This is a genomic window from Pseudalkalibacillus sp. Hm43, from assembly GCF_051842935.1.
Classification (GTDB): Bacteria; Bacillota; Bacilli; order Bacillales; family Fictibacillaceae; genus Pseudalkalibacillus.
This window is the reverse complement of the sequence record NZ_JBPXRR010000001.1, coordinates 730,431-756,723: the sequence shown is the minus strand read 5'-3', so window position 1 is coordinate 756,723 and position 26,293 is coordinate 730,431. Positions and strand designations below refer to the sequence as shown.

27 protein-coding genes are annotated in these 26,293 nt (G+C 43.0%); 11 read left to right on the top strand and 16 right to left on the bottom strand.

Annotated features, from left to right (window positions below; all coding sequences use genetic code 11):
* Positions 1–17 precede the first annotated feature (17 nt).
* The gene (locus ACSVDE_RS04030) at positions 18–1,508 is read right to left on the bottom strand and encodes a Na+/H+ antiporter NhaC family protein (protein ID WP_439299686.1); all 1,491 of its coding nucleotides are present in this window, start codon (positions 1,506–1,508) and stop codon (positions 18–20) included.
* 148 nt (positions 1,509–1,656) lie between these two features.
* Between ACSVDE_RS04030 and ACSVDE_RS04025 the strand changes: the two genes are divergently transcribed.
* Complete coding sequence (locus ACSVDE_RS04025) at positions 1,657–2,478, top strand: Cof-type HAD-IIB family hydrolase (RefSeq protein ID WP_439299685.1); 822 nt, start codon at positions 1,657–1,659, stop codon at positions 2,476–2,478.
* A gap of 43 nt (positions 2,479–2,521) precedes the next feature.
* Positions 2,522–2,674, top strand: a complete 153-nt coding sequence (locus ACSVDE_RS04020; protein WP_439299684.1) for a hypothetical protein — start codon at positions 2,522–2,524, stop codon at positions 2,672–2,674.
* 45 nt (positions 2,675–2,719) lie between these two features.
* Here the strand turns inward: ACSVDE_RS04020 and ACSVDE_RS04015 are convergent, their stop codons facing one another.
* A complete protein-coding gene (locus tag ACSVDE_RS04015; protein ID WP_439299683.1) occupies positions 2,720–3,289 on the bottom strand; it encodes an SGNH/GDSL hydrolase family protein in 570 nt (189 codons plus the stop codon).
* 13 nt (positions 3,290–3,302) lie between these two features.
* Entirely contained in the window at positions 3,303–3,983 is a 681-nt protein-coding gene (locus ACSVDE_RS04010) for a diphthine--ammonia ligase (protein ID WP_439299682.1), read from the bottom strand.
* A gap of 227 nt (positions 3,984–4,210) precedes the next feature.
* Between ACSVDE_RS04010 and ACSVDE_RS04005 the strand changes: the two genes are divergently transcribed.
* Positions 4,211–4,663 (top strand): GNAT family N-acetyltransferase, encoded by a 453-nt coding sequence (locus ACSVDE_RS04005; RefSeq protein ID WP_439299681.1) that lies wholly within the window; start codon positions 4,211–4,213, stop codon positions 4,661–4,663.
* Positions 4,664–4,724: 61 nt separating this feature from the next.
* Positions 4,725–4,988 (top strand): NifU N-terminal domain-containing protein, encoded by a 264-nt coding sequence (locus ACSVDE_RS04000; RefSeq protein ID WP_439299680.1) that lies wholly within the window; start codon positions 4,725–4,727, stop codon positions 4,986–4,988.
* 127 nt (positions 4,989–5,115) lie between these two features.
* Here ACSVDE_RS04000 and ACSVDE_RS03995 read toward each other — a convergent pair whose 3' ends face one another.
* On the bottom strand, positions 5,116–5,958 hold the full coding sequence (locus tag ACSVDE_RS03995; protein ID WP_439299679.1) for a YitT family protein: 843 nt from the start codon (positions 5,956–5,958) through the stop codon (positions 5,116–5,118).
* Between the two features lie 162 nt (positions 5,959–6,120).
* Here ACSVDE_RS03995 and ACSVDE_RS03990 point away from each other — a divergent pair, with 162 nt between their 5' ends.
* Both ACSVDE_RS03990 and ACSVDE_RS03985 read left to right on the top strand, forming a co-directional pair.
* Positions 6,121–6,990: a DegV family protein gene (locus ACSVDE_RS03990; protein ID WP_439299678.1), complete on the top strand. Its 870-nt coding sequence runs from the start codon at positions 6,121–6,123 to the stop codon at positions 6,988–6,990.
* Positions 6,991–7,034: 44 nt separating this feature from the next.
* Entirely contained in the window at positions 7,035–7,166 is a 132-nt protein-coding gene (locus ACSVDE_RS03985) for a DUF3941 domain-containing protein (RefSeq protein ID WP_439299677.1), read from the top strand.
* A 53-nt stretch (positions 7,167–7,219) separates the two neighbouring features.
* Here the strand turns inward: ACSVDE_RS03985 and ACSVDE_RS03980 are convergent, their stop codons facing one another.
* From ACSVDE_RS03980 to ACSVDE_RS03965, 4 genes are all read right to left on the bottom strand, one after another.
* Entirely contained in the window at positions 7,220–7,702 is a 483-nt protein-coding gene (locus ACSVDE_RS03980) for a sigma-70 family RNA polymerase sigma factor (RefSeq protein ID WP_439299676.1), read from the bottom strand.
* A gap of 285 nt (positions 7,703–7,987) precedes the next feature.
* Positions 7,988–9,247, bottom strand: coding sequence for a carboxylate--amine ligase (locus ACSVDE_RS03975; RefSeq protein ID WP_439299675.1), 1,260 nt, complete (start codon positions 9,245–9,247; stop codon positions 7,988–7,990).
* On the bottom strand, positions 9,219–10,394 hold the full coding sequence (locus ACSVDE_RS03970; protein WP_439299674.1) for a histidine kinase N-terminal domain-containing protein: 1,176 nt from the start codon (positions 10,392–10,394) through the stop codon (positions 9,219–9,221). The genes ACSVDE_RS03975 and ACSVDE_RS03970 overlap by 29 nt, the downstream gene beginning before the upstream one ends.
* Positions 10,395–10,463: 69 nt before the next feature.
* Positions 10,464–12,080 carry an amidohydrolase gene (locus ACSVDE_RS03965; RefSeq protein ID WP_439299673.1) on the bottom strand — a complete coding sequence of 539 codons (1,617 nt, stop codon included), beginning with the start codon at positions 12,078–12,080 and terminating at the stop codon, positions 10,464–10,466.
* A gap of 162 nt (positions 12,081–12,242) precedes the next feature.
* On the opposite strand from ACSVDE_RS03965, the gene ACSVDE_RS03960 reads away from it, so the two are divergent.
* The 4 genes from ACSVDE_RS03960 to ligD (ACSVDE_RS03945) all read left to right on the top strand — a co-directional run bounded on the left by ACSVDE_RS03960 (position 12,243) and on the right by ligD (ACSVDE_RS03945) (position 16,030).
* Entirely contained in the window at positions 12,243–13,130 is an 888-nt protein-coding gene (locus ACSVDE_RS03960) for an SDR family oxidoreductase (RefSeq protein ID WP_439299672.1), read from the top strand.
* 244 nt (positions 13,131–13,374) lie between these two features.
* Complete coding sequence (locus ACSVDE_RS03955; protein ID WP_439299671.1) at positions 13,375–14,193, top strand: Ku protein; 819 nt, start codon at positions 13,375–13,377, stop codon at positions 14,191–14,193.
* Positions 14,190–15,149, top strand: coding sequence for a non-homologous end-joining DNA ligase (gene ligD / locus ACSVDE_RS03950; RefSeq protein ID WP_439299670.1), 960 nt, complete (start codon positions 14,190–14,192; stop codon positions 15,147–15,149). Before ACSVDE_RS03955 ends, ligD (ACSVDE_RS03950) begins: the two co-directional genes overlap by 4 nt.
* Positions 15,116–16,030, top strand: a complete 915-nt coding sequence (gene ligD / locus ACSVDE_RS03945; protein ID WP_439299669.1) for a non-homologous end-joining DNA ligase — start codon at positions 15,116–15,118, stop codon at positions 16,028–16,030. Before ligD (ACSVDE_RS03950) ends, ligD (ACSVDE_RS03945) begins: the two co-directional genes overlap by 34 nt.
* 1 nt (position 16,031) lies before the next feature.
* Here ligD (ACSVDE_RS03945) and ACSVDE_RS03940 read toward each other — a convergent pair whose 3' ends face one another.
* The 7 genes from ACSVDE_RS03940 to ACSVDE_RS03910 all read right to left on the bottom strand — a co-directional run bounded on the left by ACSVDE_RS03940 (position 16,032) and on the right by ACSVDE_RS03910 (position 23,328).
* Complete coding sequence (locus tag ACSVDE_RS03940) at positions 16,032–16,973, bottom strand: PDR/VanB family oxidoreductase (protein WP_439299668.1); 942 nt, start codon at positions 16,971–16,973, stop codon at positions 16,032–16,034.
* Positions 16,974–16,997: 24 nt separating this feature from the next.
* Positions 16,998–17,423: a hypothetical protein gene (locus tag ACSVDE_RS03935; RefSeq protein WP_439299667.1), complete on the bottom strand. Its 426-nt coding sequence runs from the start codon at positions 17,421–17,423 to the stop codon at positions 16,998–17,000.
* Positions 17,420–18,370 carry a heme-dependent oxidative N-demethylase family protein gene (locus ACSVDE_RS03930; protein ID WP_439299666.1) on the bottom strand — a complete coding sequence of 317 codons (951 nt, stop codon included), beginning with the start codon at positions 18,368–18,370 and terminating at the stop codon, positions 17,420–17,422. Before ACSVDE_RS03930 ends, ACSVDE_RS03935 begins: the two co-directional genes overlap by 4 nt.
* A 268-nt stretch (positions 18,371–18,638) precedes the next feature.
* Positions 18,639–19,664: a LacI family DNA-binding transcriptional regulator gene (locus tag ACSVDE_RS03925; RefSeq protein WP_439299665.1), complete on the bottom strand. Its 1,026-nt coding sequence runs from the start codon at positions 19,662–19,664 to the stop codon at positions 18,639–18,641.
* A gap of 78 nt (positions 19,665–19,742) precedes the next feature.
* Complete coding sequence (locus ACSVDE_RS03920; RefSeq protein ID WP_439299664.1) at positions 19,743–20,585, bottom strand: sugar ABC transporter permease; 843 nt, start codon at positions 20,583–20,585, stop codon at positions 19,743–19,745.
* Between the two features lies 1 nt (position 20,586).
* The gene (locus ACSVDE_RS03915; protein ID WP_439299663.1) at positions 20,587–21,873 is read right to left on the bottom strand and encodes an ABC transporter permease subunit; all 1,287 of its coding nucleotides are present in this window, start codon (positions 21,871–21,873) and stop codon (positions 20,587–20,589) included.
* Between the two features lie 180 nt (positions 21,874–22,053).
* On the bottom strand, positions 22,054–23,328 hold the full coding sequence (locus ACSVDE_RS03910) for an extracellular solute-binding protein (RefSeq protein ID WP_439299662.1): 1,275 nt from the start codon (positions 23,326–23,328) through the stop codon (positions 22,054–22,056).
* A 167-nt stretch (positions 23,329–23,495) separates the two neighbouring features.
* Here ACSVDE_RS03910 and ACSVDE_RS03905 point away from each other — a divergent pair, with 167 nt between their 5' ends.
* Positions 23,496–25,253, top strand: coding sequence for an alpha-glycosidase (locus ACSVDE_RS03905; protein ID WP_439299661.1), 1,758 nt, complete (start codon positions 23,496–23,498; stop codon positions 25,251–25,253).
* Between the two features lies 1 nt (position 25,254).
* Here the strand turns inward: ACSVDE_RS03905 and ACSVDE_RS03900 are convergent, their stop codons facing one another.
* Entirely contained in the window at positions 25,255–26,256 is a 1,002-nt protein-coding gene (locus ACSVDE_RS03900; RefSeq protein WP_439299660.1) for a nuclease-related domain-containing protein, read from the bottom strand.
* Positions 26,257–26,293 lie beyond the last annotated feature (37 nt).

The window sequence follows — 26,293 nt, the reverse complement described above, 5'->3', positions numbered from 1 at the left end:
ATGAAGAAGTTACTCGATCAGTCCGTTTCCGGGCGATAATCCTTCGGGTGAATTTCTTCACCATTCTTACCTGTAAAACGAAGACCCCATCCTGTCAGTGCAGCAATGAACATAACAATCAACAGTCCCCACCCTTGGAAAACGTAAGGGAACACATCGGTCGGGTCGACGACAGTCAGGAACTCATAATCCTTAGCTGCTCCTTTAATGGTTGCCCATGCAAGCAAGACTCCTCCGCTCCAAGGGAAAATATATCCCAATGAAGACGAAACCGTATCAAGGAAATTCGCTCGACGGTATGGATGGATGTTGAATTCCTTACCTAACTTACGTACGAAAGGTGCTGCAGCAATTTCGGCTGCTGTATTGATCGTGATGAATATATTCAAGGAAGCAACAATCGCAAAGATTGATAATTCTGCTCTTCGGACAACCTTCTTAATCAACTTCAAGAAGAAGTTCCGGATAGCCTCCATTGTACCGGCAACCTCTAATAAATGTGCGGCCGATAAAATGAACAGTATGAGAATGGCCATATTGAAATAACCACCGATTCCGTTCATCAGTGCCCCTTCGACTACAGGAGTGCCATTCTCTTTATGGATCGAGATGACTTTCGCCAACGGTGTGCCTGTAAAGAAGATGACTGCGACTGAAGCGACAATTCCCCAAGTAAGTGAGGTTAACAAATGATGGCCACTTAATGCTAAGTATAAGACCAATACGAATGGCAGTAACAACCAAAGCCCTTGCGCGGATACCTGCTGTTCTAATTCAGTGAGAACGGCTTGATTTTCCGCTTGGCCTCCGCCTCCGAAGATGACAAAAAGGATCAGCGATGGAATAGCGGCTGAAATTGAATATTTGAAACGAGACCGTACGACTCCTGGTACGTCTGCTTCCTGTGTTGTTGCTGAAACGATCGTCGTATCCGAAACTGGTGCAAGGTTGTCCCCGAATACAGCTCCACTTAGGATCGCTGCAAGTAATACGACCGGGTCTGCCCCTAATACGAGACCAGCTGGGTACATGAGGATTCCGAATGTTGCTACGGTACCGTATCCTGTTCCGACTGCTGTCGAGAAGAGTGCAGCCAGCAAGAACGTCAATCCGACAAAGTAACCGCCTTCAAGTCCCGTCTGGAAACCGAACCAAATCAGTCCATCAACAAGACCACCTGCCGAGAGCAGTTTCGCAAACATACCTGCCCAGAACCATGCGATGACCGCTATGACGCCAATCGGCTGAGCCATCCCTGAAAAGAGAGACTGTGCATAGTCGGACCATTTCGACTTACAGAAAAATAAACCAATTAAAATACCAAGGACCATACCAAGTACAAGGCCTTCTTCAGTAACCAATTCTTGTGTACTTAGTGTAATTGCCCAAACAATAAAAAAGACGAGAGGAATAGTAGCTGCAAAAACTCCTCCGCGAAATTCAAGACGTTTGATGTCTTTTTTCCCTATGGCTTCTTGTACTTCGCTTGTGTGATGTTCATTTCCCATAAACTTTCCTCCATTCCATGTGTACATTTTCATATAGTATCATACATCTGCATATTTCGACAAAGCTCTTCTTTCCTGTTCGATGGACATTTTCTGTCCTTATCTTTAATATTGTAAATACGTGTATATAGAGAAAGGGGAGCCACATATGTCAAAACCCTATTTAATTGCAATCGACTTAGATGGGACGTTATTGAAGGATGACAAAACTGTATCCACCCATACGAAGAATGTCCTCAGAAGAGCGGTGGACAATGGTCATCATGTCGTCATTTCTACCGGAAGGCCTTATCGTGGAAGTGAACGATACTATCGAGAACTAGAACTGACTACTCCTATTATTAATTTTAACGGGGCTTTTATCCATCATCCCGACAATCCTGGATGGGGTGTACACCACTCCCCGTTAGAACTGGATACCGCACATGATATTGTAAAAACGTGCTTGGACTTTGAAGTGAAGAATGTCATTGCAGAGGTACTCGATGATGTGTATTTCCACTATGAAGATGAATTCATCACGAATACATTCATGATCGAACCACATAAGATGAGCATCGGTCATTTACACAACTCGCTTGAGCATGACCCGACTTCGATCCTCATCCGCCCGCATGATCATCATGTCAGAGAATTACGGGAATTATTGAAAGCTCAACACGCTGAAGTGATTGACCACAGAGTTTGGGCAGCACCGTGGAACATCATCGAGGTTGTAAAAGCAGGATTGAACAAGGCTGTCGGATTGAAGCATGTCGCGGACTCATTGAATGTCCCTCAAGACCGCATCATCGCATTCGGTGATGAGGACAATGATCTTGAAATGATTGAATATGCTGGATATGGAATTGCAATGGGGAACGCCATTCCAGAATTGAAAAATATTGCGAATGGCGTTACGAAGACAAATGAAGAGGATGGTATCGCCTATTTCCTTGAAGATCTTCTATCATTGAAGAAAGGTGTATAGCGCTCTCTTTTGCGGGATACTAACCTCAAGGAGGGTGAATCCAATGAGCAAAAGAAATCAATCCAAACGTGCCATCCAACAAGGTGCAGAACGTGTACGTGGAAACGACGAGAGAGAAATCCAAACCACCATGTCAGACAAAGACCGCGCAGCTCAAAAAGAACGATCAGCCAACCTTACACTTGGTGGAGAATAACGATAAATGATAAAGAGGATTGACCATTGTCGGTCAATCCTCTTTTTATACAGCCTTCGCTTTAATGGATTTGATCTGATCGATGATGAGCTCCGATAGGAACAGGTAAGCTCGCTCATTGAAATGGAGTCCGTCATTCACAAGCATCTTTTTATAAAGATCATTTTGTATGAAATAATTCCACAGATCAATGAAATAGCAACCTCGCTTATTTGCGATCTTGCGCGTAACTTGGGCATATCGTTCCAACTCTTTGTTGTTGCGCTTTTCTTGAGATGCTTCAATCACTGGTGGCGGACTGATCAGAATCGTCTTCTTGGGTGTGATCCTGTCGATCATGATCTCGAGATTGCGTTCATATTCCTGCAAGTTGATGCGTCGATGTTCACTCGCATCATTCGAACCGAACAGAATTGTGACCAAATCAGGTGAATGTCTCAGAACATCCTCTTGAAGTCTTGCAAGAGCTGCCCGGGTCGTTTCACCTGAAATACCGGAATTGACAATCGTCCATTCTGACAGTTGCTTTCTCAAACGGGGTGTCAATCGTTCATATCCATCTCTACTTTCTTCCATAGCAGTCAAGCTATCTCCAAAACAAACCAACGTAGGCATGCTTACGACCTCCTCAGTATGTTTTTTCATCCAGGTCTAATTCAAGATATTTATAACGGTCGTACATGGTGTGCGTCTTTTTCCAAATAACCGGTTGTACAGGCTTTGTAAACAACGGACCGTCTTGAACGAAGGTGTGAAACTCTCCATTTTCGCCACAAGGATCAATCCGACTTTTGTACCTGTCTAGAAAATCAACAGTATAAAGTTCCCCCAGCTCTTCATCCTCTATTCGTTCACAATTAATTCCACAGATGAGGGCTTCGTAACCTTTTTGTAGGAATTGTTTGGCTACATCTTCTGTAGATTGGTCCCACAATGGAAAAGAAGCAGATAAACCAAGGGGCTCCAGCAACGCTTCCTTATATTGACGTAAGTCCTCTAAATGAATGTCACCATACACAACTTGTTCAACACCTTGCTTTTTCAAGGTTGTCAGAGCTCTTTGAAGAATTGATTCGTATTCCTCGTTTGACGCTTGTGGAGGGATAGGGATTTTCATCAAAGGGATCTGCAATGATTCAGCCTGAGACTCGATCAATCGGATATGTATGCCGTGGAAAGGGACACGTCGTGAAGTTTCATCAAAGGTGGTCACGAGGTAGGCGATCTCACCGTTCTTTTCTTGCATTTTTTCAAGGGCAGACATACAATCCTTTCCACCACTCCAAAAAACAACGGATTGCTTCGTCATATCGCACTCCTTCAGGACGAATGTTTCTATATACATTCGTTTTAAAATAGTTCTTTACGTACATATACTGTCGCTCATTAAGTTCGTCCTCTTTTTTAGACGGATAAACTAGGTAAAAAGTTTCTGTTTTTTCAAAAGAAAATGAAATTATGTATATTTTCCACTACATAGCAGGAATATTGTCTGTTACATTGAATTAGGAAAGTGGGCTATAGGAGGGTTACACCATGAAAGTGTATGAAGTTCAAAAAGATGCATCGAACGAAATAAGAGAACAAATTGCGTCACTACTTACAAAGCAACGTATCTCCAATGAAAATTCCGGGACTTACGATCAGATCATGACCGGTATACATCTTGCCCTGGAAAGTACAGATACCGCATATATCGTTGTGGCTGAAATGGATGAAGAAATTGTCGGGATCGCCTTTTTCAATATCGGAATCAGTCTTGCGCGTGGTGGACATTACATGTGGCTCAATGAGCTTTATGTACAAGAGGACTTGAGGAATAAAGGTATCGCACGGAAATTACTCCTACATGTCGTCCATTGGGCTGAGAAATCCGGTATCAAATCGATTGAACTGGAAACGGGGATCAATAACGTTGTGACAAAACACCTTTATAATTCATTAGGTTTTTATGAAGTCATTTCAAAACGGTATGGATTTTCGTTTTGACTGACGCTGGTTATGCAAGTTTGATACAATGAAAGAAAGTATGAAAGGAGAATGGTTATACATGGCAGTAGAATTTACTATCGATCGAACACCTAACCCAAATGCACTGAAGTTCTCAGCGAATAAAGCTTTATTCGAGGGACGCCTCTCCTATAAACAAGGAGATAATCCAGACGATGAGGTGGCTTCAGCTCTACTTGGTATTGATGGAGTTGAATCTATTTTCGGATTCCAGGATTTCATAACGATTAACAAAACGATGGATGGCGATTGGGACAGCATTGTTCCGAAAGTACAGGAAGTATTTGAGAATTCATACGCGTAAGTAAAAAGGGGTTACCCAACTGAATTGGGCAACCCCTTTTATCTTTAGGTTTTATATTATTGATTTCGCAACGAAATTTGCAACACTCCTGCGGGAACAGCGAGCCATTTCGAAAGAAATCAATATTCTAATCCTGTCTGAAGAACCCGAAGATTCCTGTCGTGTTGACGATGTTCGTAAAGGCATGTGGATCGACTTCCTTGATCGTATGTTCGAGATCATACAATTCATAGCGTGTAACGACGATGATCAACAATTCCTTTTCTTCATCCGTAAATCCGCCTTTGGCTGGGATCTTCGTAATCCCTCTGATCATTTTCTCATGAATCGCTTGTTGAAGTTCCTTACCTTTTTTCGTAATGATCATTGCTGTCAGCTTTTCGTGACGGGTATGGATGACATCAATGATACGGGAAGTGACGTACAACGTTACGAGTGTGTATAATGACTTTTCCCAACCGTATAAAAGACCTGCAGTCAAAATGATGAATGCATTCAAAGTGAAGAAATAGATGCCGATTGGACGGTCCTTCAATCTTGATAACACCATCGCTACGATATCCATACCACCTGTCGATGCACCCCATTTAAGCGTGAACCCAATACCGATTGCAGCAATGACACCTCCGAACACTGCATTCAGAAGGATATCTTCAGAAATGACTTTAATCGGAATGACTTCCAAAAAGAATGTTGTCGCTGCAACACTGAAAAAGCTGTATATTGTGAATGATTTCCCGACCTTGAGCCATCCAAGTATAGCAACAGGAATATTAAGTATGAACAATAGAATACCGGTCGATGCAGGAATCGGTGTTTCTTTCAGAACACTCGCCAGCAACTGGGCAATACCTGTGAACCCACTTGCGTATACATTCGCGGGTATCAAAAAGTAGTTCAAAGAAACAGCGCCGAGCACTGCTCCGAGCAGGATAATTGTAATTTTTTTCAATTCGGATATAACTGCCATATATGAATCCCTTCTTTCATCTCCAAGTAGAACGTTCTATTTTTAACAAATATCCTTTCCCTTTGTCAATGCATTTTATAAACAATCCATTGCTTTTTACATTTTACAAAGCTACACTTAAAGAAAAGTGATGAAATTGTAATTATTTTGTGAGGTGTAACTATGTCTATTCAACTAATTGTGGATACAGGCTGTGACCTGCCTCAGCATATTATCGACGAACATAAGATTGAAGTCCTCCCACTGGTCGTGCATGTGAATGAGGAAGAATATTATGACAAAGAAACAATTCAGCCTTCTTCTCTTTATACGATGATGAGAGATGGAGCTGTTCCGAAAACGTCGCAGGTACCACCTGACCGTATGAAGGAAATGTTTCAAAAATTGGCGGAGAACAATCAACCAGCCCTTTATCTAACCCTGTCTTCTGGATTATCAGGTACATATCAGACCGCATGTCTTGTCCGAGATCAACTTGTAGAAGAAGGAATCGAACCGAACCTGGAGATCATCGATTCAAAAAGTGCATCACTCGGATATGGACTGATCGGTTATTACATCGCTCGTAAAATTGAAGAAGGAACGACAGACTTGAATGGTCTCGTCTCTTTCACACATACCCTCATCGACAAAATACAACACATTTTTACAGTAGATGATTTGGAATACCTTGTTCGTGGTGGACGAGTCTCCAAAGCTTCAGGGTTTGTTGGCGGTTTGTTAAAAATCAAGCCTGTCCTCCATATGGAGGAAGGAAAGCTCTTCCCTCTTGAAAAAGTAAGAGGCAGCAAAAAGGTACTTGGAAGATTGATGGAACTGATTCAAGAACGCGGCAGTGAATTTGAAAATCAAATCGTCGCGATTTCTCATGCGGATGATCTGAACCGTGCAAATGAGTTGAAAGATATGATCGAAGACCAATTGAAAGTCAAAAATGTCATGGTCAATACGATCGGTTGTGCAATCGGAGCCCATGCCGGACCAGGAACACTGGCCGTCTACTTCCTGGATTCAGCTGTCGACTCAGAATAATTCCTGCTCTTAACGTTTAGATTAAACGTTAAGGAGGGATTCGGATGTCGAACACGAAAGATAACGACAAGAAGAAAGTGGATAACCAAGCACGGCAAGAAATGAAAAATGAAATGCAGGATGCCAATATCAAAAAAGGCTCAAGACAATATTCGAAGAAAACGGATCATTTGTAAGAAACACGGAAGGCAGTTGACCCCTCTATCACATGAAGGGTCGCTGCCCTTTTTCATATGTTGTTCATTGCATGCCCTTTTATCCTTAATTTAGCAAGTGCGGTCTTTCTCCAAGAACGGACGGTTTCATATGAGACCCCTTCCCTTTTTGCCAACTCTTTCTGACTCCCCTGATGAATCAGTACGAACTTCACATACAGCCGCTCCCTTGCGGACAAGTTTTTCATGTACTCCTCAACAATCATAGATTCCAGAAAAGGCACTTCATATCCTAAGATCGTATCGAGAAGTTGATCTGAAGCTTCTGTAGTAACGAAGTATGATTGGTTCAACCTTTGCAGGATTCTACCAGTGATATAAGAACGGGCGTACGAAGGAAAATGCCCTTTGTCTGAGTCGTATCTTTCATAAGCTTCCCATAGTGCAATACTTCCGATTTGAAAAAGTTCATCATAAACGTCGACATAATGGAATCGTTTAATCGTCTTTTTGATAAGCGGTTCATACTGGTTCAATATCTTTTCGAAACTTTCCACCGGTTTCCACCTGTTCAGAAAGCATGCTTTCCTGTTATTCCGCGGTACAATCGATTGTATTTGAAAGAGCGGAAGACTGCTGAAAGCAACTCGATGATTCCAGTGGATTCTGCTGAGAGAAGCTGCCTTTATCTTGTTTATAAATGGAATGGTTTTTAACAGGAGCTTCAGACAAATCGCTTTTTAGGGTGATCTATAACTTTTATATTTTTTCACGACATAAAAAAACTGAGGATCCGCTCAAGTGTATGACACTCAAGTGAATCCTCAGCTCAATTCTAGCTATTAACAAGGACAATAATAGGTCCGTTTCGAAAACGAGTTTTGCAATTGTCGATAAGCTGGTTCCGGGTCATCTAGCGATTCGACCGCCGTAGTGATGAGCTTACTACCGTCCGTTTTGTTCTGAAGGATCTCAAGCCATTCCTCTTTACTTAAAATGTCTCCTTCAAATAGCCCTTCATTGTTTGCTTTCAGTTTCTTGTAGTCGTTCGTATAAATCCATTTGACACCGACTGTCGGTTCAAGTTGGGAGTATGGTTCACCGTTCACAGCAGAATAAAGGAGATGCGGCAAGTTCACTCCACAATGGATCGGAAGTCCGATCCACTTCCAAGGTCTCGTGTTGATATCAAGGAGCTTGTATTCTCCATCCTTCTGGTCATATAGGAATTCGCATTCTGCAATTCCTTCATAAGAAAATTCCTTTAATACAGAGACCGCTCTTTCCGTCAGTTCAGGAGCCTCGATTGATTGAACGAGACAAGTCGTTCCGGAACGTGGTGGATAAATTTCCAATCTTTGTCCCGCGAGTGCACCTCTCAGTGTCTGTTCACCGTCCATATAGATGACAATCGTCACATAACCGTCTCGGTCGACATCCACATATTCCTGGGCAATCAACTCAAGTCCAGCTTGTTTTGCTTTTCCGGTCATTTCTTCATACTCATCACGATTCGATGCAATGAACAATCCTTCCTGAAAAGCATCATAAAAAGCCCGTTTATTTATTGGCTTCAATACCATTGGGAAACCGATATCCCCCGGTAGGGACGCTTCATTTTCCTCTGTCAGTTTTTTGTAGCTTGGTACAGGGATATTCAGTTCTTTCGCTCTTTGGTAAAGCTGTGATTTATCGAGGATTTGTTCAATCGTTTCGTATTTTGAGAATGGCCAAATATAATACTCAGACAATTGGTCTGCATATTTTGCAAGAGAGAGTGCCCATTCATCCATTGAAGGAATCAACACACACTTTTTCTCAAAAGCAGGTCCGATGTCCATCAAATATTGTATGAACGCTTTTTCCGCTACAACTGGATTCGGACAGATTCCTCTTTGGGTGACGTACTTTGAGGAAAAGGCAAGCCCTCGATCTTCCCGGTCAAGCGCAATGACAGGAATCCCTTTACGACCTAATCCCCTTGAGACGGCTAACCCGGTGATATGTGAATTGCAAATCAAAACAGGTCTCTTTTCGCTGAAAACCGGATCTTCCTCAATCGCTTTTTTCAAATCACTGGCGTTGTAATGTATCGTTGTCATGTTGGTCTCCTTTCATAGATGCAATCGGAAATGACATCAGGAAGGTTGTCTCGTCTTCAGTCGAGTGAACTTGGATGCTACCTTTATGCTTTTCAACAATCTGTTTACAAACAGATAGACCTAATCCTGTTCCGAGCTGTTTAGTAGAGATGAAAGGTTCGAAAATATCCTCTAATAAATGTTCTGGAATGATCGGACCATTATTAGAGATGTTCAGATGGATAAAACCATCATGTTCGAATAGTTTGACGTTCACCATACGGTCTTTGTCCATGTTCGATAGCTCTTCCACTGCATTATTAAGAATGTTGAGAAGCACTTGTTTCATCTGCTCTTCTACCCCGAACATGTACAAATCCTTTTCCAATTCATGATAGACATTGATGTTTTCATCCAAGAACCTCGGGTAGAGGAATTCCAGCATCCTTCTGACGACATGATCAATAGGAAAGATTTCAGACTCATCGTCCAAACCTTTCATTTTGGATAAATACAGGAATTGGGTAATCTTAGCTTCCAAACTTTCTAATTCTTGTTTGATGATGTTGAAGTAAGTTCCGGTTTCCGGCTTTGCCTCTTTTTCAATCATTTGGATGAAGCCTTTGATTGAAGTGAGCGGGTTCCTGAATTCATGCGCGAAGCTGGCTGCAACCTGGCCAAGAATCGATAGACGATCACTGTGCATTTCTTGAATGAACAGATTCTTGTTTTGGATGATGGAGTCTTTCACATTCGTATACTCTGTAATTGCATGAAACATATATAGATCAAAGAAATCATTCACTACCAGTAGATACTTCATCTGATAGCTTTCCGAAATATTTATTTTGCTAAATACACGGTAGATGATGGAGCGGCCCAGGTTGATGTTCGAGATGAATTCACCTATCCCGACATTGGCTTCTACTCTCTCACGGGCAATCTTCTTTGTCAGCTGGACGATCAAATCCGTTTCTGGATTACTTATGTATGCTACGATCAAACGGATGGTATGCCCACCGTTGACCGTAACTTCATCGCGGTAAGGATCATCCTCTGAAATCGAGGCGACCTTAAGCCATTCTGACAGAATAGTGTCATGATAATGGTCGAATAGGTCGATCAATTGTTTGGTTTCGTCATTGGTCAATTCGATTTTCATTTTCATCCCTTAATCTCCCTCAATGCCACTAATACTGCCATTATAACAGAAACGAAAACATTCCGTGTTACAGAGCTAGCTGACAACCCCTTCAGGAGAATACACTCTATTTCCCTTTACCCAAACTTCTTCTACTCGTATGTTATGCAACTCTTTCGGGTCCACTTGTAATGGATGTGAATCTATGAGTATGAAATCCGCTTGATATCCTTCCTCTAAGCGTCCTTTCGACTTCTCTTGGAACTCCAGGAGCCTTGGTGTATACGTGAACCCTTCAAAGGATTGATCAACGGTTAATTTCTCCGACGGGACCCATCCTCCTTCTGGTTGATGGTTGAGGTCGGTACGATTGACCGCTGCAAACACTGATACAAATGGATTAAGATCACCAATCGGCGCATCCGAACTGAGCGTATAAGGGATTTTGTTTGTTTCCAACGAACCGAATGCGTCGCAATAAGGAGCGAGTTCCTCCCCGACCCAATCTGCTTTCTCATCATATTCATCCATCAAAAAGGAAGGCTGAACCTCGATGTATGGTTTCAGCTCTCTCATTCGATCCAGCAAATCTGGTCCCAATGTCTGCGCGTGGATGATGCGGTGTTTCAGCTTCTCCACATCGACTTCCGATTGTTCAAGTGCTGCGATTGCCTGCTCCGTTGCACGATCACCGAGTGCGTGCATCGCGACTTGCATGCCATTTTCAGATGCGAGGCGAACGATCTCGTTCAGTTCTTGTTGGGAATAGATGAGATCACCTGCTGTATCCGGTTTATCATGGTACGGCATTCTCATTGCTGCTGTATGCAAGCGTTGTGTTCCGTCAAGGAAAATTTTTATCGCACCAACCTTCACCTTTTCACTTCCGTCACCTGAGCGTACTTCAAATTCATCAAGGAAATGCTCCAGATCTTCTTTTTGGAAGATGTAATAGTGTAGAAACACATCCACAGGCAGCTTCCCTTCTTTTTCAAGCTCCTGATAGCTCTCCATCAACAATGAATATTCCTTGATGAAGTTCAAGTCATCGGTATGGACAGAAGTTATACCGTTTCTTAACAGATAGGGGATGGCAGCCTCGATCGCTTCTTTCGCTTCGTCTTTCGGTCTCGCTCGGAAATGACGTTTGATGTAATGGACAGCCGTATCCTTGAACCGGCCGTTCCATTCTCCATATTCATCTTTTTCAATGAATTGATCAGGTACCATTTCCAAGAAATCTTCTTCCTCTTTCAATTTGTTCAGTACCGTTTCATTGACGACACATTCATGTCCATCTCGATGCATGAAGAACATTGGCTTATGAAGATGGATTTCCTCTAAGTCTTTTGCGGTCAGCGGGTGATCCATGTCTGTAAAATCATCATCTTCCAATCCCCGACCGATGATCCAATCATGTTCTTCCATGTACGGATAATAATCTCGTACTTCCCTTTTCAGCTCTTCCCATGAGTGAACGCCTCTCAAGTCCAATTCAACCTTCATCAGACCGTAACGCAAAAGATGCAGATGGGAATCTGTCACGCTCGTCATGATCGTCCGTTGATCAGCATCATAGACATGGTCTCCTTGCTCAGGGGAACGTCCTTTTCTGATTTCAGATATGGTTCCGTTTTCCACTAAAATGTGATGAACCTGTTCAGGATCATCATCCTTATTTGGTCTATAGAGTCGAACGTTATCAATGATCACTTTTCATTCCTCCTTAACAATTGTCACTATCCCCTTCCCTGACGTATGGGACTTTCAAACCATAATAAAGTCGTCGGTGATTAGATTTGAATAAAACGGCAATAGTATAAGGAACGAATTTGTACTTCTTATTTTGATAAAAGGAAAGGGGAAATTCATACGATGTTTCAACCTGTTTTTTTCTCACCTCATGAAGAAAAACCGACTGGACAACCACCTCAGCACCAGGACCATCAGCCAGGAACTGAATCTGAAATGGTCCCCACCCCACAAACGGAGGACAGCTATTATAAAGGCAGTGGCAAGTTAAAAGGTAAAAAGGCTATCATTACTGGTGGTGACAGTGGGATCGGAAAAGCGGTCGCAATCCTCTATGCGAAAGAAGGTGCGGACGTTGCCATCATGTATTTGAATGAACATGAAGATGCAAATGAAACGAAGCGACAAGTGGAAGAGGAAGGACAACGATGTCTGCCCATCGCCGGCGATGTCGGAGATCAGTCGTTTTGTGAAAACGCTGTGGAACAGGTCATGGCAGAGTTCGGTACAATCGATATCCTCGTGAACAATGCGGCAGAACAGCATCCTAAGAACGGAATCGAAGAGATCGATCAGGATCAGCTTGAACAGACCTTCCGCACGAATATCTTCTCCTGCTTTTATATGACGAAAGCCGTGCTTCCTCATTTGAAAAACGGCAGTACGATCATCAACACAACATCCGTTACTGCTTATAAAGGGAACGACCATCTGATCGACTATTCCTGCACCAAAGGGGCTATGGTCGCGTTCACCCGCTCGTTATCCGAAAGTCTCGTTTCGAAGGGAATCCGTGTCAATGGGGTCGCACCTGGTCCGATCTGGACACCGCTCATCCCTTCAACGTTCGATGCTCAACATGTCGGAGAGTTCGGGAAAAACACACCGATGGGACGACCAGGTCAACCGGACGAAGTTGCCCCTAGCTATGTCTTCCTTGCTTCCGATGACTCAACCTATATTTCCGGACAGATGATCCATGTCAATGGCGGAATCATCGTCAGTGGATGACGATGACGGTAAAGCGGCTCTGGTGGAGCCGCTTTTTTTGTGTGAAGAAGTGCGGGTTTGGTTCATAATTTCTGATTTTGGATTATAAATTCTCAATTCCGCTTATCATTTCGGAATTTGGATGATTATTAGAGACTAGACCGTTGTCGTACTCTGCTTTTCCGCCATTAGTAGAATCTGGTAATTATGGAATCGTCCTTCTCCGCTCACATTAAAGGTAAAAGGATGAAGGGAATGTCTCGGTATGCATACAATGTGGAAAGGCTCCATCAGCTTCGGTTTAGTGACGATTCCAATCAAGCTTTTTGCAGCCACTGAAAATAAAGACATTAAAATGAGACAACTCCATAAAGAAGACCATAGTCCGATCAAGTATGAAAAAACCTGTACAGGCTGTGAAAAGTCATTGGAGCAGAGCGAAATCGTTAAAGCGTATGAATATGAGCCGAACAAGTTCGTTGAACTGGAAAAAGACGAAATGGATGCCCTCGCCAAAGAGCAGACGAAGTCGATTGAAATCATGGATTTCGTAGACTTGTCTGAGGTCGATCCGATTTATTTCGATCGCTCGTACTTCATCGGACCGGGTGAAAACGGCTCGAAACCTTACACGCTATTGAAAACAGCCATGGAAGAGTCCGGCAAGATCGGTATCGCTAAAGTAATGATCCGCTCCAAACAACACCTCTCTGTCGTCCGTGTTTATGAAAAAGGACTCTTGCTGGAAACGATCCATTTTCCAGATGAAGTTCGTAACATCGATCTTGTTCCAGACATTCCTGAGGAAATGGAATTGAACGATAAAGAATTGAAGATGGCCATACAACTGATTGAACAGTTGACCACTGAATTCGACCCGGAAAAATATCAGGATGATTATCGTGAAGCCTTGATGGAAGCCATCCAAAGCAAAGTCAAAGGCGAGCAAATCAAGGTGGCGAAACAACGACCGAAAGCGGATGTCGTCGACCTTATGGATGCGTTGCAAGCAAGTATTGACGATACGAAGCCGAAAAAGAAGAAAACGACACGCAGCCGTAAGAAAAAAGCGAGCAGTGAATGATGCGCTACAAACCGATGCTTCCCACCCTCACTTCTGAGCTGCCAGCCGGAAGTGATTGGTGTTTTGAAATCAAGTACGACGGTTTCAGGTGCCTCCTCTATATCGATGAATCCGAAATCGATCTGTACAGTCGAAACTTACGGTCGTTGAAGGCAGAATTTCCTGAGATCGTACACGAAGCGGAACAAATCCAACAGCATTCAGAGGATCTCCCGATTTTATTGGATGGTGAACTATGTATATTGGATACTCCATTAAAAGCATCCTTTTCTAAGATCCAGAAGCGTGGCCGCATGAAAAAAGAAGCCAAAATCCAAGAACAAGTAACCGCAACACCAGCGACCTATCTGGTCTTCGATCTATTGATGCGATCCGGTAACCTATTGAAGAATGAACCTTTTCATAAGCGGAAACGATTCCTAGAGGAATGGGTGGACGGAAGAGAGTACCCGACTGTAAACAAGGAACATCACAGTCCGATTCAATGGATTCCATTTTCAGATGATGGAGACGCACTTTTTGCACAGGTTAAAGAGTCTAAAGGTGAAGGTGTGGTAGCCAAAAGGCGAAACAGCGTATGGGTACCTGGGAAACGGACGAATGATTGGTTGAAGGTGAAACGACTGTATCGCGGCTTCTTCATCGTCATTGGACTTGATGAAGGAAACGGATATTTTCACGTTGCCGTCGTGAACGATGAACAACTACAGCCGATCGGACTGTTTTCTCATGGTCTGGAAGGTCAGGAAAGAGAAGCGCTGATCCAGATTGTGAAAAAAAACCAAGTGAGGAAACGCAACAATCAGATCGAGGTCACACCTCGCATCTGTGTGGAGTTGGAATTCCTTGAAATCTATCAAATGCAGTTAAGACATCCGAGATTCATCCAATTCAGATTGGACATCCATTGGGAGGATTGCACATGGGAAGCACTTCAAATGCAAATGGAGAACTGAACATTGAGGGTCAAACAATCCAAGTGACGAGTCTCGATAAAGTCTTGTATCCGGAAAAGGACATCACAAAACAAAGTTATCTACAATACTTGATTGAAGTCCACAAACGCATGCTTCCCTTTTTGCAGAACAGACATTTGACGGTAAAAAGATACCCTCATGGTATGTATGATGACTTTTTTTATCAAAAGAATTGTCCAGATTATGCACCAGAGTTCATCCAAACAGATCTCCATGAAAAGATCAATTATATCGTTTGTAATGACCTGGCAAGCCTGATTTGGTTAGGGAATCAACTTGCGCTTGAGTTCCATATTCCGTTCAATACGATCGATTCGATCTCCCCGACTGAGATCGTATTCGATCTCGATCCTCCTTCAAGAGATCATTTTTCACTTGCGATTAAAGCTGCACTGCAAATCAAGCAGATTCTTGACCGCTTGGAATTAGTTGGTTTTGTAAAAACGTCCGGCAACAAAGGCCTGCAGATCTACATCCCTCTACAAATCGGGGCGTTTTCCTATGAGGACACCCGAATGTTCACGAAGTTCATAGCTGAATACTTAGTCAACCAGTTTCCGGATGATTTTACAATTGAAAGGATGAAAGAAAATCGCGGCTCCAAATGTTATATCGACTTCTTACAACATGCAGAGGGAAAGACGATCATTGCCCCGTACTCGATGAGAGGTGTTGAGGAAGCGCTTGTGGCGACTCCTCTTTTTTGGAATGAAGTGAATGATCAATTGAGACCTGAGCTATTTTCGATGAATGATGTACTTGATCGAATCAAGAAAAAGGACTGTCCTCTGACAGAGATGGAATCTGTCCGAAAACAGCAACCGTTCAGAAGGGTTTTGGAAGGACTTTTAAAACAGTAGTTTACACTTTGATTGTAATCTGCCCTTCACCACGCGATACGCATGAAAGCATCTTCTCTTTTCTTTCTTCTTCAGTCAAAAACGTCTCATTATGAAGGACGGAACCGTTACACACTTCGACTTCACACGTCCCACATACACCCATGCGACAGGCATAAGGTACCATGATCCCTTCTTCAATCAACGCTTCCAACAAGCTTTGATCTGAATCTACATACAGCGTCTTGGCTGATCGTTCCTCCGTCACCCGGAAAGCTTTCGGATTTTGGATGCGACCTGCAGGGCGGAACCGCTCGGAGTGGATATTTTCATCTGGATATCCGAGCGCTTTACAGTACGTCATATAATGATCCATGAATGCAGAGGGTCCGCAAATATAGATATGGGTACCGACGGATTGGTTACGAAGTGCTCTTTGGAGCTCTTTTTCTTTCTGCTCCCTCTCCATAAAGTAAAAATGAGCGTGATCCGAATAACGTTTTTTGATCATAGGGTAAAAGGCACATTCACTAGCGCTCGAGCCAGCATAATGGAGATCGAAGTGTTGACCCGTCTGCGTAAGGAAAGCCATCATGGATAGAAATGGCGTAATTCCGATTCCAGCTGCCAAGAATAAATGGTGACGAGCCTCCGATCGGATCGGAAAATAGTTTTCAGGCGGAGCTGCTTCGATGGAATCACCCGGTTTTACATGATGGTGGATAAATGAGGACCCTCCACCTTCCTTCCCGACATTTTTCACGGCAATCGTATATTCAGATTCGTCCTGGAGCGGATCATTGATAAGCGAATATTGCCTCGTGCCCATCGGTAGTTTTAGTGAAATATGAGAGCCAGCTCCAAAGTGAGGAAGCTTTTCACTTTCCGAAGTAAAGGTGATCTTCTTGATTGTAGGAGTGATATATTCAGTTTTCCGGACCTTCAGTTGATAAAACTTTTGCATGACTGTGTTCATCCTTTTGATCCATCATCTCTTTTGTGTAAAAACAGGATAGGCCAAATACGCTTGATGATACGCTGAAAAGTGATCAGAAGCTTCAATGGTTTGATGGCAATTCTCACAAGCAAACTCTTTTTTTGTGAGGGATTGGATGTGATGGCACTGAGAGCAGAAAGCACTCATCGGACCTTCCTCTCTTGGAATCACGTTTATATCCCTCTGTTTAAATCCTACTCTTAAAGCGAGCTGTCGGAGGTTTTGGATGAAAGCCGTTTCCGCAAAAATCACAATCTGAGCTCCCAAAGGCTGGAGCGACAGCTTTTTTTCAAGGTCGTTCTCCTCTTCTAAACAAAGGATCACACAATTGCCGCCACCCTTTTGAATTTCGGTTCCCCGATCATGTGCTCGTTCCATATTGTTTTGATCTGTTAAAATGATTGTTTGTTTACTCATCCGTTCATCGTCTCTTTTTCAGCCATCGTTTTTTCAACATATCGCAGTATTTCTTTTTTATATTGAGAGATGCCTTTATAATCAGCGATATCTTCGTCCAATGTCTTGATGTTCAGGTAGAAAAGCGTCAGCCATTCCTCATTCATCACGATATCTTCTAAAGATAAAAGATACGTATGAATGGAAAACAGGATATCATGGTTGACCGGCAAGCGGAATAACCGTTGCACTTCCACTCTCAGGTGGACCATTTTCCCCGCATTCTCTTCAGTAACAGATTGCCTCAGCCTTCCCCAGTCCGCATACGTTTCGAGAGGTGTATCCAGTTTTTCAGAAATCGTGATGGACCAGTTTTTCCTCTCCCATGCTGTATTGGGACGGATCCGTGAAATGAATCGTTCCACCTTATCAATAAAACCATTGTCGGTGATGTCGGGGACTGGATGATGGATTGACTTGAACTCCATCCCGAGCACAAACGTCAACGACCAATTGGAAGGAAAGCATAACTGACCCGCCTCAAGAAACAGACCATCGCTTCTGTCACCCATTAAGATCAAGTCTTCCTGCACATGCCTTCCTGCCAGATCCAACGGTTCGAGATTGATGGAAGTGTTGTCCCTGAAGATGAACCTCTCTTCCTCATTAAGAAGATGATTCTGAAACCGGCATTCTTTCCCTTTTTGCGTAAAAGAAAAATGGGAAGGATACGCTTCAGCGAGTTGAGTGAAAACAAGCCGCATCACTTCCCATTGTGATTCAAGTGAAATGGGAAGCGATCGGAAACAACGCGAATGGTTTTGCTGAAGCAACTCTCGCTTCAGTTCGATTTCTTTTTTGTAATCCTCTGTAACCGTCACCGTCCAAGCAGGATCGAGTATAGAAGAATTATTTGAATAAGCATACTGATCCTTCGTGAACGGGAACGGAAAGGCTTGATTTGACATGGTTTGCACCTCATAAGTTCTGTTACTTTACCATTTCCATAACATTCAGAGAAATCCTTTAGGAAATTGCTTGGCTACAGATGGTTGTTTTAGAAAAAGAGGTTGTTCTTTTAGAAATTTGAGAGGTGTTTTTTGAAAAAACACCTTTCCTTTTAGAAAAATCGCACTCTATTTAAGAAAAAACGCTACCCATCTTAGAAATTGGTACCTTCGTCCTATCTATGACTCCATATAAAAAAAGAGCGAACAGGTTATCCCTGTCGCTCTTTTAACAATTCAAGTCCCCGCTCGATTGCCTCTCTATGATGTGATGCTTCACTTTAATCATCTGCGGTGGTGAATCAGGTTGTTCAATGGAGCGAAGTAATGTGTTCGCGGCCTGATAACCTAGTTCATAAATGTTGATATCCACCGATGTAAGAGATGGAGTTGCTAATTCAGCAATCATGGCGTTGTTGAAACTGGAAACGGATACATTTTCAGGTACCCTCATATTCATATCATCGAGCATCCTCAATACTCCAAGAGCCATCAAGTCATCTGTAACAACGAGGGCAGTTGGTGGTTCATCGAGCGTCATAAGTTCGGAAACCGCTCTCCGTCCCTCTTCAACTGCAAAGTCCGCATGGATGACATAATCACTCTTATAAGGAATCTTTGCATTTTGTAACGCTTTTTCATATCCGAGCAATCGATCGGTGGTCACGACGAGGCTCAAGCTCCCCCCGACGAACCCGATCCGTTCATGTCCATTTTGGATATGGCATTCAGTCAGTTCTTTCGCCGCTCGATAGTTATCGTTATCAACGTGATTGATTTCGTCATCATGTTTATATGGCTTTCCGATTACCGTGAACGGAAACTTCTGTTCATATAAATAATTCATGATACGATCATCAACCCTTGAGTAAAGAAGGACGATTCCATCGACTCTTCTTCCTTGCACCATTCCTACGACGGCTCTGTAGATCTCCTCTTCAGTCGTACCAGTCGACATCAACAAAGTATATTCTTGTTCATGTGCTTTGGTACTGATTCCACGTAATACTTCAGGGAAGAACGGGTTTTGGAATGCCTTTTCAGCCGAGCTCGGCATGACGATTCCGATTGCCCTCGAACTTCTGTTAGCGAGGCTCCGAGCCGTGAAATTCGGATGATACCCTAGGTAATCCATCGCTTCACGGACTCTTCGCTTCGTTTCTTCACTGATTCGCGGATTATTCGCTACAACACGAGATACTGTAGAGGGAGCTACATTTGCTAGTTTGGCAACATCTTTAATTGTAACACCCATGTATGCTTCCTCCTGTCCGACACTACTAGCTCCATTTTACCATAATTACGTGTGCCCTATACGACAACCAAGGGTCGATTATCCTTTTGTACCCCCTGCTGTCAGTCCAGAGATCAAGTAACGTTGTAGAGAAAGGAACAATAGCGAGATTGGGATCGCAATCAATACGGCACCTGCCGCGAACTTGGTGAATTCGGCACCGAATTGTTTTGCCACCAGATTGTATAGCCCGACCGCTAGGGTGTATTTCTCCTCACTACGCAAAATGACTTTTGCCAAGATAAAATCAGCAAACGGTGTAATGAAACTGAACAACGCGATGACCGCAAGGATCGGCTTCGCAAGTGGCAAGATGATCTGCCAGAAGATACGGAAGTGCCCTGCACCATCAATACGTGCGGATTCATCCAGCTCCTTCGGAATCGTATCGAAATATCCTTTTGCAAGCCAGGTGTTCATCGGTAACAGTCCACCGGTATAGAGCAAAATCAACGCAAGGTGCGTATCGATCAATCCCGTTTGTACTGCAAGAACGTAAATCGCAATCAATGCTGCGAAGTTTGGAATCATTTGAAGGATAAGGAAAGTCATCAGACCATTCTTACGTCCGACAAAACGGTAACGTGAAAACGTGTAACCCATCAATGCGATCATCGTGACTGATAGAACCATTGTGATTGTACAGATTTTCAGCGTATTCCAATACCACTTCAAGTAGTTGCTTTGGTCGAGATCGAACAGTTCTTTATAGTGTGCGAGCGTTGCATTCTTCGGAATGATCGTCGAACCCGATAAACTGTTCCCTGGGTTGAAGGAAGACCCGACTATCCATAACACCGGATAAATGACGATTCCGAGTGCGATGAAAATAGCGATATACGACAGTGTGAGGCGGATGATTTTCTGTTTTTTCATGTTCATGTTAGATCATATCCTCCTCTTTAAACGATTTCGTTCTACGGAATTGCCATAGCGCTACGGAAATGACGATTATCGAAAGGACCATCGTAACCGCTGCAGCTTTCGCATATTGTTGTGATTCCAACGTCAAACTATAGATCCATGAAATCAAGATGTCTGTAGACCCTGCTGTCTGTCCAGGCATTGGTGGACCTCCTCCGTTAAAGAGGAAGATGACGTTAAAGTTATTGAAGTTGAACGTGTATTGCGTAATCAAAATCGGTGCAATTGCATACAAGATCATCGGCAACGTAATCGTACGGAACTTCTGAATCATTGTTGCACCATCTACTGTCGCCGCTTCGTATTGCTCATCAGGTATGGATTGCAACACACCGGTTACCATTGCAAAAATGAACGGGAATCCAAGCCACGATTGAATCAGGATGAGCGCTACTTTTGCCCAAAACGGATTCGTCAGCCAAGGAATCGGATCGATTCCGAAAGTGGCTAATAGATCATTGTTGATAGCACCGAACGTCTCATTGAACATACCAGCGAAAACAAGGATCGATACGAACGCTGGAATCGCCCAAGGTAAGATGAGAATCGTACGGAATACCTTCTTGAACTTGAGATCCTTCTGGTTCAAAAGTACTGCCAAGAAAATCCCGATTGCGATTTGGATCGTTGTAGCGACAAACGTCCAGATGATCGTCCAGCTTAGAACACTGATGAATGTTTTTCTCCAAATATCTAGGCGGAAAATATCAATGAAGTTCTGAAACCCGACCCAATCCACCAGTTTTGCAGGTGGTGAGTGATATAAATCATAGTTTGTGAACGCAAGTAAGATAACGAATAAAATCGGAAAAATAACAACGAAAATCAGCAAGAATACACCAGGTGATAGCATCAAATATGGGAAACCAGTATCCACAACATTTCGATACTGTTCTCGGATCGAGTGAAGTCTCAGTCCCAGGTCTCGCTTTTTACCGTTCACATGCGCATCATACAGGTTCAAGGCATAGACGGTTAAACCGATGAGCAGTACAAGGATGGCGATGATTCCTTCTACCATCAGGAAGATGGAGTGGTCTCGTGGTAGTTTCTCCCCTAGTGTGACAATCCCCCATAAACCCATATTAAGTAGGTCTTTAAAAGCGATGATGAAGGAGACCGTCAAGATGAAGAACGCGATGGCTTTCATGTATTGTCGGTTATATAGCTGTCCTAGACCTGGAATGAGGGACAAGAACAGTGCTCTTTTCCGATGTGTGGACGAAGTTGTAGTCATGTCATTCATTTAAGCCCCTTGTCCTTTCTATTAATAGTGGTTGATGATTTCTCTGAAACCCACTCTCTACCGGTGAATTTCCTTTGAAATCATCAATGTGGATGGACGAATAATCGTGCCCTTATAAAGATGAAGCAGTACCTCGGCTTCGAGGTACCGCTCTCCTAATTTCATTCTTTTTAAACTGTATTAGTTGTTCGCGCCAGTTGCTTCAATCTGTTGCTTGATTGTTTTTGTTGCATCTTCTAGCGCTGGTTTCGGCTCTTGCTTTCCAGTTACGATCAATTGAAGTGCGTTTGCCATTGGCTCCCAAACTTGACCCATTTGTGGGATGTTCGGCATTGGCGTACCACGTTGAGATTGAACAGCAACCGCTTTTGCACCCTCATTATCCGCGATAACAGGATCTTCAATCAATGACTTCACTGGAGGGATTTCAGAAGTCTTTTCATAACGAATCTTCGCGTTTTCAGCATTCGTTACCCATTCTACTAGTTTCGTAGCCCACTCTTGGTTTTCAGAGTATGCAGATACGTGCCATCCTTTAACACCGATGAATGTTTCAGGATATTCACCATTCGGCAACTTCGGAAGTGGAGCTACTCCGATTTCAATTCCAGCGTCTCTCATTCCTTGGAATGCCCATGGACCGTTCATGACAGAAGCGACTTTACCTTCGTTGAACAATCCGTCCATAGCGGAACCACCGTTCTCACCGATGATACCTTTCGGGAACAATCCTTCTGTATACCATTGCTGGATGTATTCAGCACCTTTTACCGCACCTTCGTTGTTCAAACCGATGTTGTCCGCATCAAGACCTTCGTCTGTACGATCAAATACATATCCGCCGTTTGCAGCCATGATCGCGTTAGCGAAGTAGAAGTTATCCCAAAGTGCTAGGAAACCGTAATTTCCATCTTTCGTGAAATCTTTTGAGAAGCTGTAAAGCTCATCGAAAGATTCCGGCGCTTTGTCCATATGTGCTTTATTATAAATGAATACTGGTGTTTCAGTCGCTTTTGGTAGACCGTAAAGTTTTCCGTCAAAAGTTTGTGCTTCAATAGAAGACTCTGTGAATGTATCAAGTACATCTTGCTCTACCTCGATCGGTGCAAGCAATCCTTGTGTTGCCATCGCTCCGATTTGGTCATGTGGTAGAGTCAGTATGTCCGGACCTGTACCGGCTGGCGCATCCAATGGAAGTTGCTCACGGATTTCGTCCGCCATTCCTAGTTCTTTGAATTCTACTTTAATGCCGTATTTCTCTTCGAAACTCTTAAGTGCTGGCTCGATCGCTACACCTTTTTCTTTATCTTCCCAAACGACCAGCTTTTCTGGTTTATCGCTGTTGCCTTTCTTTTCTTCTGATCCTTCAGAAGAATCGTCTTGCGGTCCGCAGGCAGCTAGCATGGAAACCGCTAGACCGGCAGTCAATGAAACATTCAAAAACTTCTTTAACATGAAATGACCTCCCCTAATTTAGCTCATTCGTTTTACAGTTGTGAAAACGTTTGCACTGATTAATTTGTATTATACATAGTGAAAACGATTTCTGCAACCGTTTGCATAACTTTTTCTATTAAATTATGATGGGAGTATCTTAACACTCTTAAAATGAGGTGGAACCCTTGATCAAATCAGCAATCTATCACCGTCCGAAGAACAATTATGCGTATGCACTCAATGAAAAAAAGTTGCACATCCGATTACGAACGGAGAAAAACGATCTCACTTCCGTAGACCTCATCTATGGGGATCCGTATGTATGGAAAAATGAGCAATGGCAAAACGACAAGAAATCTATGAAACTTGAAGGCTCTGATGACCTGTTCGATTACTGGATCGCCTCAGTGGATCCAGAGTTTCGTAGATTGCGATACGGATTCGAAGTTCATGATGGAAATGAAACACTAATATATGGAGAAAAAGGGTTCGTAGAAGAAGATCCGAAAGATACAAATTTCTATTTCTGCTTCCCCTTCCTCAATCAAATTGACGTATTCACACCGCCGGGTTGGGTGAAGGATACAGTATGGTATCAAATCTTCCCAGAGCGTTTTGCAAATGGAGATCCTTCTATCGATCCAGAAGGCACATTGCCATGGAACAGCGAAGATCCGAAAGTCGACAGCTTTTTCGGTGGGGATTTCCAAGGTGTGATCGATCACTTGGATCACCTCGATGAGCTTGGCGTAAACGGGATTTATTTTACACCGATATTCAAGGCACATTCGAACCACAAATATGACACGATCGATTATATGGAAATCGATCCTCAATTCGGGGACAAGGAAACATTCCGAACACTCGTAACGGAATGTCATAAACGCGGAATCCGAGTGATGCTAGATGCAGTCTTCAACCATAGCGGTTATTTTTTCGAACCATTCCAGGATGTGCTGAAAAATCAGGAGAACTCTGCGTACAAGCACTGGTTCCATATCCATGAGTTCCCGGTAAAAGAAGAACCGGTACCAAACTATGATGCATTTGCCTTCGTCCCTTCTATGCCGAAGTTGAACACCGAAAACCCGGAAGTCCGCGATTATCTGTTGAACGTAGGAAAGTATTGGGTTGAAGAATTCCACATCGACGGCTGGCGTTTGGATGTGGCGAATGAAGTGGACCACTCCTTCTGGCGAGACTTCCGTAAAGCTGTCAAAAGTGTCAAACCTGAAGTCTATATTCTAGGTGAGATTTGGCACGACTCGATGCCATGGCTCGAAGGAGATCAATTTGACGCGGTCATGAATTATCCTTTTACGAATGCCGTTCTGGATTATTTTGCGAAGGACAGCATCAGCGGTGTAGACTTTGTTGAACAGATCACGAAATGGAGCGTCGCCTATCCGAAAAATGTGAACGACGTGGCCTTCAACTTACTTGGCAGCCATGACACGCCTCGTGTTTTGACAATCAGCGGTGATGAAATTGAACGGGTGAAGTTGATGTTCCTGTTCCAGCTCACTTTCTCTGGAACACCATGTATCTATTATGGAGATGAAATCGGTATGAATGGTGCTGGAGATCCGGATTGCCGGAAGTGTATGGAATGGGATTCAGAGAAACAGGATCGTGAGCTGTTCGAGTTCGTATCTCGATTGAACAGGTTGCGTAAGGAAGAACGTGCCCTGCAAGGTGATGGCACTTTCCACTTTGTACGCGGTGAAGATCCTGAGGTTATCATGTATGAACGTGGTTATGAGAATGAAGCCATTCTCGTAATGGTCAATAAAAACACGGAAGAAAAACTGGTGGATTTAGGTGGCGGTTTTGGAGAAGGAATGCAAATTCACGACCTATGGAATGATGAGCAGTTTGAATCAAGTGGAAAGCTCGGTGTGCCAGCTGGAGAGTTCCGGATTTTGAAGAGGTTAAGCGTGTAGGTTACTCGTTGATGAAGTCCTTTTGAGCGAATTTTTGGATGTTTTCTACTGGGAATATGTGTTTTCTCCCTACTGTTTGGATGTCCATTTTCTTCAGCAGCTTGTAGACAGTTGAAGCGGATGTTAGTCCTAGAAATTCTCTCAGCTCTTTATTAGAAAAATGACGAGTATATAATAGGACAAAATCAGTAATAGCTGATTCATATGAATGATGAGGTACTATTCCACATGCCGGACAATTCCAGATTGTCCGGTTTTCCTTTTTCGGAATTGGAAGAGTCTTGCATTGAAGACATTGGACACCTCCTTGCATATCTCTCTTAGTAAAGTTGTATTTGCTTAAGACGTCCAAAAACAAAGGTTCGTTTTTCTTCTTAATTTTCCTTGCGATCTTGGTTACATCATTTTTCGAGATAGATTCATTCGTTTGTCCGATGAGAAGGTTTTCTATTCTTTGAAGTAAAGAATGTTTATGGATGATTAATTTGGAGATACCTTGATGATTTGGTGAGGTTTTTAGAATTGTTTTGGGGTTACTCATCACACTGAGGTAATAAATCGGAGCAATCGGAAGGTTATATTTCTTCAACCAATTGGTGAATTGTCTTTTCTGTAGTTGTGCCTGGGAAATTGGATTTCCGAGTCCCATCCTCGTACCGTCTATTTTCGTCCAGACCAGCTGCTGGAACACTGGATCATAATCTAGTTCACCTATGATATTCTTCACTTCTAAAATGAGATGAAAATGTGGGGAAAGTAGAAGGAAATCAATCTGGAAATGGAGATTTTGATAGGAAAGTCTGATGTTGTGGAGTATTTTGAATTTTCCTTTCGGGAGATATCGGAGTTGGTATGCCACTTGTTCTTCTCCGTAAAACCCAGCTTCAAGGTTGTTCAATCGGGTTAGAATTTGATTGTGTTGTTGGTGGGCAGGGTCTTTAGCAGGACTTCTATAGAGAAGAGAAATGAGCTGTAGATTAGGAATTGGCTTCATTAATTGCATTACATCGCTCCTTTTATTGAAATTCTATCTATTCTTC